The following is a 12,148-nucleotide window of genomic DNA, read 5'->3' as shown; positions in this document are numbered from 1 at the left end:
TGAGCTTCCATATCATCGTGCCACGCAAAGCCTGCTTCCTGGCTCATATCGCAGACGGACAATGTTCCGCCGTGGCAATCTGTTTTACTTCAGGCAGCCCTCAGCAGGTCTCCATGCGGGTCGAGGACGAATTTGGTCGCCGCGCCCTGGTCAAAACTCTCGTAACCCTGAGCGGCATCGTCGAGTGCAATGATCTTCGCATTGACGATATCGGCGATCGGCAGCCGGTCGTGCAGAATCGCCTGCATGAGCTGACGGTTGTACTTCAACACCGGCGTCTGACCAGTGTGGAAGGACTGCGCTTTCGCCCAACCGAGACCAAAGCGCAATGACAGGTTGCCGTGTTTTGCCGCGTTGTCGACAGCGCCAGGATCTTCCGTCACATAGAGCCCTGGAATGCCAATCGAGCCTGCTGCGCGTGTGATCTCCATCATCTGGTTGAGCACGATCGCTGGCTGCTCGCCGCCCGCATGGCCGCGCGCCTCGAAGCCGACCGCATCAATCGCACTGTCCACTTCGTTCGTGCCGACCACTTGGGCGATCATGTCACCTAGCTTGTCGCTTTTGGAGAGATCGATGGGTTCGAAGCCGACATTGGCAGCATGCTGCAGGCGATCCTTGTTGAAGTCGCCAATCATGACAACGGCCGCCCCCAGGATGCGCGCCGAAGCGGCAGCGGCAAGGCCGACTGGACCGGCGCCCGCCACATAGACCGTAGAGCCGACACCGACGCCCGCGCGCACCGCGCCATGGAAACCTGTCGGCAGGATGTCGGACAGCATAGTAAGATCGCGGATCTTAGCCATCGCCTTGTCGCGATCGGGGAACTTCAGCAAATTGAAATCCGCATAGGGCACCATGACGTAGCGCGCCTGCCCGCCGATCCAGCCGCCCATGTCGACATAACCGTAGGCGCCACCAGCGCGCGAAGGGTTAACAGTAAGGCAGACACCGGTGTCCTGTGACTTGCAGCAGCGGCAGCGCCCGCAGGCCACGTTGAACGGCACGGAGACGATGTCGCCGATCTCCAGCATTTCGACATCGATACCCTTTTCAATGATCTCCCCCGTGATCTCGTGGCCGAGCACCAAACCAGGCATTGCCGTCGTGCGGCCGCGCACCATGTGCTGGTCTGAGCCGCAGATGTTCGTGGAAATCACTTTGAGGATCACGCCATGCTCGATACGGCGACCGTCCGGCGCCTCCAGCTTGGGGTCGTCGATGTCGCGGACCTCGACCTTGCCGGGCCGCATGTAGACGACGCCTCTGTTCCTGCTCATAGTCTGTCTCCTCCTGGGTTAAGTCTCTCTTGCCCATTCCTCCGCGGGCAGGATTCCAATTGCGCCGCAGTTCCCGCATAAGAGCGCGGTTATTCTCAAGACGACATAGCCTCTATCTAAGTCGCCTATTCATCTCTCTATTTTTAATTACCAAGCTGGCGAATTCGCCTTTAAAAGCGATGATGCTATACTGTCTACCATCGATATAGCGATCGCGACTGTGCAAAAAAATTCACTACGGCTTGAGTTTATTGCACATCAGCAAAAGTGCCTGACTGGCTCGGACATTCAATGGCGTTGGGCACAACGTATTCGAATAAGGGATGTTCAGGACATTCCCCCTCTGCACGACGAATATGATCTGCGGCGCAGCGGCGGAACAAGTTCCAGGATGAAGCGGGCGGAACTGGCGATCTTGCTTACCAGATAATCAACCGGCCGATCTGCCAGATGGGATCAACGTCGCCCCCTGGTCCGGGTAGCCAGGACGTTTCGAATTGAAAAGCTGGAATGAATTCTCAGGACGCCGGGCAACGTCGAGAGAATTTCCTTATGAATTCTCTCGAACTCACCCGCGCCTGCCACCTCCACCCTGAGCAAATAGTCCGAGCCGCCGGTCATCAGGAAACATTCACGAATCTCGGGATGCTTTCGCACCGCTGCCTCGAAGCGGTCGAGATGTTCCTCGGTCTGCCGCTCCAATGTGATGTTTATGATCACCGCGATCGTATCCTCGGAACTGCCGCTGTTCACCAGGGCCGTATAGCCGCGGATGATGCCAGCCTCCTCGAGCAATTTGATCCGCCGCAGGCAGGCCGAAGGGGACAAGCCGACTTCCTGCGCCAGGTGCGCATTGCTCATGCGTGCGTTCAACCGCAGCAGGCGGAGGAGATTGCGGTCGATCGCGTCAATCGCTGCCATGCAGAATATTCCATTTTTTCGCAGATTATTCGACTGAATATCATGCATTGAAACAAACGATCAGCAATAGGCGGGATATTCAAAGAATATTTCAATATCTTCTCGCATGTCCGAGGGGGTGCATATGGATCATCAGACTCTGCATGTAGACTATCAGCAGACCGAAGCCGGTATCGGGGCTTCCGGCTATCTGACCATCGACCTTCCCGCATTGTGCCGAAATTACCGGAAGCTTTCGGCGACGGTCGCGCCCGCAAAAGCCGCAGCCGTCGTCAAGGCTGATGCGTATGGTCTTGGCGCCGAACAGGTCTCCAAGGCCCTTTATGCGCAAGGCTGCCGGCATTTCTTTGTTGCACACTTTTCGGAGGCGATCCAACTCAGGCCCTTTGTCCCAAACGATACGCGAATATTCGTGCTGAACGGACTGCAGCCGGGATCGGAGATTGGCTGTGCCGAGGCCGACATCGTTCCGGTTCTCAACTCGCTTGAGCAGTTCCGGCGGTGGTCGTCTACGGCTCAGAAGCTCGGACGCGTTCTTCCCGCCGTTTTGCAGTTCGACACCGGCATGTCGCGCTTGGGCATCTCGCCGGAAGAAAGAAGCGCACTCGCAACCGATCTCAAGAGCTGCAGCAACATCGAAGTCCTTTTCATCATGAGCCATCTCGCCTGCGCCGACGAGGCGGACAACAGGCAGAATGCCGATCAGCTCGCGGAAATGCGTCTTGTCGCGACCGAATTTCCCGGCCTTGATGTCTGCTTCGCCAATTCGGGAGGCGTTTTTCTAGGCAGCGAGTATCACGGGGTTCTGGCCCGTCTCGGCATCGCGCTTTACGGCGGAGCGCCCACTCGTGGCAAAGCCAATCCAATGGAGCCGATCGTCAGGCTCGATGTCGCCGTGATCCAGACGAGAACAGTTCCGGCGGGCACGCGCGTCGGATATGGCGGCGCCCGCGTGACTTCTGCCGAGAGCAGGCTCGCCACGATCGCCGCAGGTTATGCCGATGGGCTGCCGCGCAGTCTCAGTGATCGAGGAGCCGTTTTCTATGGTGGCGTTCGTCTGCCGATTGTCGGCCGTGTCTCGATGGACAGCATTACCGTGGATATCACCGCCCTCCCCTCCGGCACGCTTTCGCTTGGCAGCCTCGTCGAAGTCCTCGGCCCTCACCAGACGCTTGAGGACGTCGCCGAAGCCGCCGGCACCATCTCCTATGAACTCCTGACCAGCCTCGGCCGTCGCTACGAACGTCGGTATCGCTGAGCAACAGACCACCATCGAGGAAACTATGAAAGTCATCGTACTCGGCGCCGGCGTTATCGGCGTAACCAGCGCCTACCAACTCGCCAAGGCAGGACACGAGGTCACCGTCGTCGACCGTCAGGAAGGACCCGCCCTGGAAACGAGCTTCGCAAACGCAGGTGAAGTCTCGTTCGGTTACTGCTCGCCCTGGGCCGCACCAGGCATCCCGATGAAAGCGATGAAGTGGCTGTTCATGGAACATGCTCCGCTCATCCTGCGTCCACGGCTCGATCGCGCCATGCTGTCCTGGCTCGTCAAGATGCTGTCCAATTGCACGTCGGAACGCTATGCGATCAACAAGAGCCGGATGCTGCGCCTTGCCGACTACAGCCGCATCTCGCTGGCCGAGGTCCGCAAGGAGACCGGCATCGCCTATGACGAGCGCATGCAGGGCACGCTGCAGTTGTTCCGAACGCAGCAACAGCTCGATGCATCGGCAAAGGACGTCAAGGCTCTTGCAGCCGACGGCATTCCCTATGAGGTACTCGACCGCGACGGATGCATTCGCGTGGAGCCGGCGCTCCGCCATGTCCGCGAAAAGATCGTCGGCGGTCTGCTGACGCCTAAGGACGAGACCGGCGATTGCTTCAAGTTCACCAATGCCCTCGCCGCAAGGGCAAGCGAACTCGGCGTCCGGTTCCAATACGGAACGACGATCAAGGGGCTCGATGTCCAGAGCGGCAAGGTTCGCGGCGTCATGACCGACCGCGGGCATATGAGCGCCGATGCGATCGTCGTCGCACTTGGCAGCTATTCGCCACTGCTGCTGAGGCCCTTTGGCATCCGGCTTTCCGTCTATCCGGTCAAGGGCTACTCACTGACGATCCCGATCATCGATGCATCACGGGCACCGGAATCGACCGTGATGGACGAAACCTACAAAATTGCGATTACCCGCCTCGGCGATCGTATCCGCGTCGGCGGCATGGCTGAAATCTCGGGCTATACCAACGATCTTGGCGATGCCCGCCGGCGGACGCTCGACCATTCGGTAACCGACCTTTTCCCAGGCGGCAATCTGCGGAAGGCGTCATTCTGGTCCGGGCTGAGGCCCATGACGCCGGACGGTACGCCGGTGATCGGCCCGACGAAGATTGCCGGCCTTTTCCTCAACACTGGCCACGGCACGCTCGGCTGGACCATGAGCTGCGGCTCTGCGCGTCTGATCAGCGATTTGGTCAGTGGGCGCAAGCCGGAAATCGACGCGGCCGATCTGGCAATCAGCCGTTACCGCTGAGCCATTATTCAACGCAAGACAGGATGGAGGCATCATTGATCGAGGCAATAACGACGTCTGAAGCTCCGGGCGCAATCGGCCCGTTTTCGCAGGCAATCAAGGTGGGCGATCTGCTCTTCGTCTCGGGGCAGCTCCCGATCAATCCGGCCACCGGAGAGTTCGTTTCCGACGATCCTGTCGAACAAGCAGAACAATGCTTGAAAAACATTGCGGCGATCGCGAAAGCGGCGGGATCGAGCATCGAGAAGACGGTCAAGACGACCGTCCTGCTCACGGACCTTTCCCGATTCGCTGACATCAACAAGATATACGCAACCTTCTTCCGAAATCCTTTTCCAGCCCGAGCCTGCTATGAGGTCAGCTCGCTGCCCAAAGGGGCACAAGTCGAGATCGAGGCAATCATTTCGCTTGCCTGAGCCGCACCATGAATGATCGCGCGCCCTGATGTCGCAATCATTTCGCGCCGGTGGCGTGGAATATAACGCGGCACGGCACATGAAGCCATAGTCTCCGAGACGAACTGCTTGCCGGCAAAGGGAGGACAAACCATCGCCGGCCCCGGTAACCACACTCTCATGAATTGTTGAACGACCGACAACCTTCGCCGTATGCGTGCTTGCAGTAGTTCGCATCGAGAAATTATAGATAATCAGGAACGCTCTATCGATAACTATTCTGCAGGGAGAAGGAATTTGCCGGAGATGCCGCACGAAATCGCTACAAACGATCCAAAACTGGTTGCATCAACGGAGAAATGGAGTTTTTTCGAAGCAGAAAAAATCTATAATTTTCCTTTCAATGATCTTTTGTTCCGTGCGCATAGCGTGCATCGGGAGAATTTCGATCCCAATGCCGTGCAGATGAGCCGGCTTCTTTCGATCAAGACCGGCGGCTGCGCCGAGGACTGCGGCTACTGCAGCCAGTCGGCACATTATCCAACAGGGCTCAAAGCGTCGAAGCTCATGGAGGTCGAGCGGGTTGTCGCCGAGGCGGCCAAGGCCAAAGAGGGTGGTGCAACGCGTTATTGCATGGGCGCTGCGTGGCGCAGCCCGAAAGAACGCGACATGGAGGCGATCGTTGCGATGGTTCGCGGCGTCAAGGCGCTCGGCATGGAGACCTGCATGACACTGGGCATGCTGTCGCCCGGGCAGAGCGCGGAACTCGCAGATGCCGGCCTCGACTATTACAACCACAATATCGATACTTCCGAGCGCTTTTACAGCGAGATCATCACCACCCGCACCTTCGCCGACCGTCTGGAAACGCTTTCGAACGTGCGCGACGCCGGGATCAAGGTCTGCGCCGGCGGCATCCTTGGCATGGGGGAAACGGCTGACGACCGCATTTCCATGCTGGTGACGCTCGCCAACCTCCCCTCGCCGCCGGAAAGCGTGCCGATCAACATGCTCATTCCGATCCCTGGGTCAAAACTCGCCGATGCCGCGCCGATCGATCCCATCGCATTCATCCGCACCATTGCGCTTGCGCGAATTCTGATGCCGCAATCCCATGTGCGCCTGTCAGCCGGTCGGACGGAAATGAGCGATGAGACGCAGGCGCTCTGTTTCTTCGCCGGAGCCAATTCCATCTTCGTCGGCGATACGTTGCTGACCACTGATAATCCGGGGGAGGACCACGACACCGGCCTTTTCCGCCGCCTCGGCTTGAAGCCCATGGAACTGGAGCCGAATGCATGACAGGCGCGGGCCTCGCGCGCTATGGCCGGACATTGAACGGGCTCGAGCGCAAGGGACGGTATCGGACCTTGCTGCCGCAAGGGGGCGTCGACTTCACCTCGAACGACTATCTGGCACTCGCCAATTCTCCGCGCCTCAAGGCTGCCATCACCGCAGCGATCGAACGGGGCGTGCCGGTCGGTGCCGGCGGCTCGCGGTTGCTACGCGGCAACCATCCGGAACATGAAGCACTCGAAGCGGAAGCCGCCGCCTATTTCGGCGTGGAACGCTGCCTCTACTTTGGCAGCGGCTATGCCGCCAATGTCGCGCTCTTTTCGACCCTACCGCAGCGGGATGACCTGATTGTTCATGACGCGTTGGTACATGCGAGCGTGCACGAAGGGATTTCGGCAAGCAAGGCACCATCGGTCTCCGTGCAGCACAATGACGTCCAGGCCTTTGCCGAGGCCATTCAGAAATGGCGCGCTGCGGGCGGCGCCGGCCATCCATGGATTGCCGTCGAGAGCCTCTATTCGATGGATGGCGATCGGGCTCCGCTGACCGAGCTCGCCGAACTGGCCGACCGGCATGACGGCCTTCTGGTGATTGACGAGGCCCATGCGACGGGCGTTTTCGGACCCGGCGGGCGTGGATTCGCTTCCGGTCTCGAAAGCCGCGAGAACATCGTCGTTCTCCATACTTGCGGCAAGGCGCTTGGTAGTAGCGGCGCGCTGATCGGCGGCCGTGCGGTGCTATGCGACTATCTCGTCAACCGGGCACGCGGTTTCATCTACTCGACCGCGCCATCGCCGCTGATGGCTGCCGGCGTACGCGAGGCGTTGAAGGTTCTTGCCGACGAACCCGAGCGCCGGGCCTCTCTGGAAGCATTGCAGACATTCGCCAACGCAGAACTTGCTGCCGCACTTGGCGCCGACGGTAGCGGCTCGCAGATCCTGCCGGTTCCAATCGGCGATAACGCCCTATCGATGCGGATCGCAGCGCGGATGCGCGACGAAGGCTTCGACATCCGCGCGATCCGGCCGCCGACCGTACCCGAAGGCACGGCGAGGCTCAGAATTGCCATCACCCTGAACGTAGACAGGGCGACGATATCGCACATGTTCGCGCGCCTCGCCGCCGTCATCGGGGAGGAAAAGTCGTGACGCTAAGGTTTGTGGTCACTGGAACCGACACGGGGATCGGCAAGACCGTTTTCTCGGCGGCCCTGACCGATGCGCTCGGCGCTTATTATTGGAAGCCGATCCAAGCCGGTCTCGAAGACGAAACGGACAGTGAGACGGTGCAGCGGCTCGGTCGGATCCCGCCTGCGCGCATCATGCCGGAAGCCTACCGGCTGCGGACACCGGCTTCGCCGCATCTTGCAGCCAGGATCGACGGGGTCCGGATAGAGGCCGAAGCCCTTATTCCGCCCAGCACCGATGCGCCGCTGATCATCGAAGGCGCAGGTGGATTGCTGGTGCCGCTCACCGAAGAGGCCGTGTTTGCAGACGTCTTTGCCCGCTGGCAAATACCTGTCGTCCTTTGCGCCCGCACGGGCCTCGGAACCATCAATCACACATTGCTGTCGCTGGAGGCGCTGCGCGCCCGGTCCATTCCAGTTTTCGGCGTCGCTTTCATCGGCGATAAACAGGCGGAAACGGAAAGCATCATCGCAAAGCTGGGGCGAGTCCGTTCACTCGGACGGCTTCCAAAACTCGATACGCTCACGCCGGAGCTTCTGCGCCAGGCCTTTAGCGAAAATTTCGACATCGATCTCTTCCGCAAGGAGCCGGTATGACGTCTTCGCCCGTATGGCATCCCTTTACGCAGCACGCGCTCGAGCCGGCGATGAAGCGTATTGCAAAAACCGAAGGTGCCCATCTTGTAGACGAAGATGGCACCGCCATTCTGGATGCGATCTCCTCGTGGTGGGTGATTACCCACGGCCACCGTCATCCCGTGATCATGGATGCGATCCGACGAGCCTGCGAAACCTACGACCAGATCATCTTCGCCGAATATTCCCATGAACCGGCCGAAGAGCTGGCCAGAGGCTTGATCGAGATCGCACCCGCTGGGCTCAAGCACGTCTTCTATTCCGACAGCGGCTCCACCGCGGTCGAGGTGGCGTTGAAGATGGCGCTCGGCTTTTTCCATAACACGCAAAAGCCGCGCAGCCGCATCGTGGTGATGGAGCACAGCTATCACGGCGATACGATCGGTACGATGTCCGTCGGAGAGCGCGGCGTGTTCAACGCCGCTTACGAGCCGCTGCTTTTCGAGGTCAACAGACTGCCCTTTCCGACGATCGGCGAGGAGCAGGCCACGCTCGATGCGTTCGAGGATGCCTGCCGGTCAGGCGAGGTGGCGGCGCTTCTCATCGAACCGCTCATTCTCGGAGCGGGTGGGATGAAAATCTATCGAGCCTCACTGCTCAGCGAGCTGAAGCGCATCGCCGAGCGATACGGCGCTCTGATGATCGCCGACGAGGTGATGACCGGCTGGGGCCGGACGGGCAGTCTGTTTGCCTGCGAGCAGGCATCTATAACCCCTGATATACTCTGCACATCCAAGGGCTTGACGGGCGGCGCGCTGCCGTTGGCGGCAACGCTCTGCACCCGCGAGATATTCGATGCGCATCTCTCGGCGGACCGGCGCAAGACCTTCTTCCATTCCAGTTCCTATACCGCCAACCCTATCGCCTGCGCGGCAGCGGTTGCCAACCTGAAGATCTGGAAAACGGAACCCGTCGGCGAGCGCATCGCCAAGCTCGCAGAGCGCCAAAGCGCGGGGCTTTCCCGCTTTCAAGGTGATCCGCGGTTTGACAATATTCGCCAATGCGGCACGATCGCCGCGCTCGATCTCGTCGTGCCGGAAGGCGGATACCTCTCGGAGGTCGGGCCTCGCCTTCGCGCCTTCTTCCGCGAGCGACGTCTGTTGATCCGTCCGCTCGGCAACGTCATCTATCTGATGCCACCTTACTGCATTACCGCCGCTGACCTTGACCGGTCCTATGACGCCATCGATGAAGCGGCAGGCCTTCTTGCGGCTGGGCGGCTATGAGGGAGGCGCGCTCATCTTCTCTCGCGGGCGTCGGCCATGCCGTGCCCGATCGGCGCGTCGAAAATGCCGAGATTGAAGCGAGACTCGGCCTGGAACCCGGCTGGATCGAGCGCCGGACCGGCATCCGCGCGCGCCACTGGGTTGATGATGCTGAGACGCTGAGCGGACTTGCCGCAAAGGCCGGCGAAGCTGCCCTCGGCGACTGCGGCATCGCGCGTGACGACATTGCTTTGACCCTGCTCGCCACGTCGACACCCGATCATCTGCTGCCACCCTCTGCCCCCCTGCTGGCACATCGCCTCGGCCTTCGAAATAGCGGCGCGATCGATCTGGCCGGCGCATGTTCCGGCTTCCTCTACGCGCTGACGCTTGCCGACGGCTTTGTCCGCACGCAGGGACGGCCGGTCCTGGTGGTGGCGGCCAATATTCTCAGCCGGCGGATCAACCCGGCCGAACGGGCTAGCGCCGTTCTCTTCGCGGATGCTGCCGGCGCCGTCGTCTTGGCGCCGTCAGGCGATACGGAGAAGGGCATTCTTGGTGTGGATCTCGCCTCAGACGGAAGCCGCTACGATCTGATCTCCATTCCGGCCGGCGGCAGCAACAGGCCCTTCGCACCGGGCATGGCGACGGAGGATTTCCTGATGACGATGCGTGACGGACGCGAAATGTTCACGCAAGCGGTGGACATGATGGCGACCAGCAGCGCCCGCGCGCTTGCTGCTGCCCATCTGGATGCAGCAACGATCGACCGCTTCGTGCCGCATCAGGCCAATGCCCGCATTTTCGATGCCGTTACCGACAGGCTCGGCATCGATCCGGCAAAAACTGTGCGGACGATCGAAACCTATGGAAATTCGTCGGCGGCGACGATCGCTCTTTCCCTGTCGGTCTCACATCGAGCCAGGCCGTTCGTTTCGGGGGAAAAGCTGCTACTGACAGCCGCGGGCGCAGGCCTGACGGGAGGTGCCGTCGTTTTCGGCATATAATCCAGCGGCGGCGAGCAGCCTATTTGGGCGTGGATCCCCGACGCCGCTCGGCGGCCTGCATCATCTCAATAAACCGCCGCACCTTGGCGGGACGGAAACGAGCCATCGGCAGCACGGCATGGATCCCGCCGGCGGGCAAGGTCCAGTCAGGCAGCAACCGGCTCAAACGCCCGGCTGCGATATCGTCGACGACCATGTAGTCAGGAAAGACGGAAACACCAATACCAGCCTTCACGCAGGCATAGGCCGATGGCGTCTTGTCGGTGCGCACGGCCGAATTCGTCTCGACGATCTCGGAGGAATGGCCCTCGCGAGAAAACATCCAACGTAAAGGCTGGCGCAGGACCGCGTTCTCGATCCAGGGAAGCGCCGCTACATCGGCCGGCTTCGAGACCTTGGGAAAACTCGCCGCCAACTTTGGCGTTGCCACCAGATACTGCTGGAACGTGCCCAGGCGTCGGGCCTTATTGCTCATATCCGTCAGCCAGCCAACCCGGATCGCCAGGTCCAACTGCCCATTGGCGAGATCGATGACATTGTCATCGAATATGAGATCGACGCGCATCTGCGGAAACCGCTCCCGGTAGGTGGCGACCACGGGCGCTACGACTGCCTCACCGTAATCCAAGGGTGCCGTCAGCGTCAGCGTGCCGGTGGGTTCGATGGCGTGAAGCGACATTTCTCCATAAGCGGCTTCCGCTTCCCGCAGAATGATGGCGCACCGGTCATAGAACACTCGCCCCTCTTCCGTCGCATGCAGCCGCCGGGTCGTTCGCATCAGCAACGACACGCCAAGCTCATCCTCCAGACGTGCCACCTGATGGCTGACCACGGCCTTGGCGACGCCAAGCCGTTCAGCAGCGGCGGTGAATGATCCGGTTTCCACCACGGATGTGAAGAAGATCAACCTGTTGAGATTAAGGAGTTCGCTCATGCTATTGTCTGATCTGTTCGTACAGTCTGTATGATTGACCGATATTTCCTTACACCGCAACCGCTGAGATGATCGGCCCCGTCAACGGAGGACTACGATCCATGCAGGAATTCTCTGCCGTCTATCTCTTCGATCCCCTATGTGGCTGGTGCTATGGTGCGAGCCTGGTGATCGAGCGGTTGCATCTGGCGGGTGTCGAGCTCGAGCTCCTGCCGACGGGCTTGTTCACGGGTGGGGGTGCCCGTGAGATGGATGCATCATTGGCAGCCTATGCCTGGTCCAACGATCAACGGATCGAACGCTTGAGCGGCCAGCCCTTTTCTGAGGACTATCGATCGAAGGTCTTGAACAGGCCGGGCTCGCTGTTCGACTCGGGTCCGGCGACACTGGCAATCACGGCGGCTGGCCTTGCGGACCACCGCAGGCGCCTCGACGCGCTGCGTCTCATCCAGCGTGCCCGCTATGTGAAGGGATTGGACATCACCAGCGTGCCGGTTCTGGCAGGCTTGTTCGAATCCGAAGGATTGAGCGAAGCCGCCCGTCTCTTGACCGAAGGCTCGGTCGAATTGCTCGACGCCAATCGGCAACTCATTGCCCAAGGCCAGGACCTCTTTCGTCAACATGGCGCCAACGGCGTCCCAGCCCTCGTCGTCGAAGGAAACGGACACCAGCGTCTGCTGAACGCCAGTGCCCTCTTCGGCAGCTATGACAACCTCATGGCGCATCTCCAAGCCGCTTGATCTTACTAACCACA

At 60.3% G+C, this 12,148-nt stretch carries 12 protein-coding genes; 9 read left to right on the top strand and 3 right to left on the bottom strand.

What is annotated here, in order from left to right:
• Positions 1–89: 89 nt before the first annotated feature.
• Positions 90–1,280, bottom strand: a complete 1,191-nt coding sequence (gene fdhA, locus QA648_RS19955) for a formaldehyde dehydrogenase, glutathione-independent (protein WP_104826064.1) — start codon at positions 1,278–1,280, stop codon at positions 90–92.
• Positions 1,281–1,736: 456 nt separating this feature from the next.
• A complete protein-coding gene (locus QA648_RS19950; protein WP_260304634.1) occupies positions 1,737–2,201 on the bottom strand; it encodes an Lrp/AsnC family transcriptional regulator in 465 nt (154 codons plus the stop codon).
• Positions 2,202–2,325: 124 nt separating this feature from the next.
• Between QA648_RS19950 and alr the strand changes: the two genes are divergently transcribed.
• From alr to QA648_RS19910, 8 genes are all read left to right on the top strand, one after another.
• Positions 2,326–3,459: an alanine racemase gene (alr, locus tag QA648_RS19945; RefSeq protein WP_260304633.1), complete on the top strand. Its 1,134-nt coding sequence runs from the start codon at positions 2,326–2,328 to the stop codon at positions 3,457–3,459.
• Positions 3,460–3,484: 25 nt separating this feature from the next.
• Positions 3,485–4,735: a D-amino acid dehydrogenase gene (locus tag QA648_RS19940; protein ID WP_260304632.1), complete on the top strand. Its 1,251-nt coding sequence runs from the start codon at positions 3,485–3,487 to the stop codon at positions 4,733–4,735.
• A 35-nt stretch (positions 4,736–4,770) separates the two neighbouring features.
• Positions 4,771–5,151 carry a Rid family detoxifying hydrolase gene (locus tag QA648_RS19935; protein WP_260304631.1) on the top strand — a complete coding sequence of 127 codons (381 nt, stop codon included), beginning with the start codon at positions 4,771–4,773 and terminating at the stop codon, positions 5,149–5,151.
• Positions 5,152–5,436: 285 nt separating this feature from the next.
• Positions 5,437–6,432, top strand: a complete 996-nt coding sequence (bioB, locus tag QA648_RS19930; RefSeq protein ID WP_104827819.1) for a biotin synthase BioB — start codon at positions 5,437–5,439, stop codon at positions 6,430–6,432.
• A complete protein-coding gene (locus QA648_RS19925; RefSeq protein WP_283053158.1) occupies positions 6,429–7,574 on the top strand; it encodes an 8-amino-7-oxononanoate synthase in 1,146 nt (381 codons plus the stop codon). Before bioB ends, QA648_RS19925 begins: the two co-directional genes overlap by 4 nt.
• Entirely contained in the window at positions 7,571–8,209 is a 639-nt protein-coding gene (gene bioD / locus QA648_RS19920) for a dethiobiotin synthase (protein WP_283053156.1), read from the top strand. The genes QA648_RS19925 and bioD overlap by 4 nt, the downstream gene beginning before the upstream one ends.
• On the top strand, positions 8,206–9,474 hold the full coding sequence (locus QA648_RS19915) for an adenosylmethionine--8-amino-7-oxononanoate transaminase (RefSeq protein ID WP_260304627.1): 1,269 nt from the start codon (positions 8,206–8,208) through the stop codon (positions 9,472–9,474). Before bioD ends, QA648_RS19915 begins: the two co-directional genes overlap by 4 nt.
• Positions 9,471–10,460 carry a beta-ketoacyl-ACP synthase III gene (locus QA648_RS19910; RefSeq protein WP_283053154.1) on the top strand — a complete coding sequence of 330 codons (990 nt, stop codon included), beginning with the start codon at positions 9,471–9,473 and terminating at the stop codon, positions 10,458–10,460. Before QA648_RS19915 ends, QA648_RS19910 begins: the two co-directional genes overlap by 4 nt.
• Positions 10,461–10,479: 19 nt before the next feature.
• On the opposite strand, the gene QA648_RS19905 is transcribed toward QA648_RS19910, so the two are convergent.
• Positions 10,480–11,394: a LysR family transcriptional regulator gene (locus tag QA648_RS19905; protein WP_104826056.1), complete on the bottom strand. Its 915-nt coding sequence runs from the start codon at positions 11,392–11,394 to the stop codon at positions 10,480–10,482.
• A gap of 101 nt (positions 11,395–11,495) precedes the next feature.
• Here QA648_RS19905 and QA648_RS19900 point away from each other — a divergent pair, with 101 nt between their 5' ends.
• On the top strand, positions 11,496–12,134 hold the full coding sequence (locus QA648_RS19900; RefSeq protein ID WP_283053151.1) for a DsbA family protein: 639 nt from the start codon (positions 11,496–11,498) through the stop codon (positions 12,132–12,134).
• Positions 12,135–12,148: the final 14 nt, after the last annotated feature.

Origin of the sequence: Rhizobium sp. CB3171, assembly GCF_029714265.1 — a bacterium.
Classification (GTDB): Bacteria; Pseudomonadota; Alphaproteobacteria; order Rhizobiales; family Rhizobiaceae; genus Rhizobium.
Note: the sequence above shows the minus strand (reverse complement) of the source record. Positions and strands in the feature narration are given on the sequence as shown.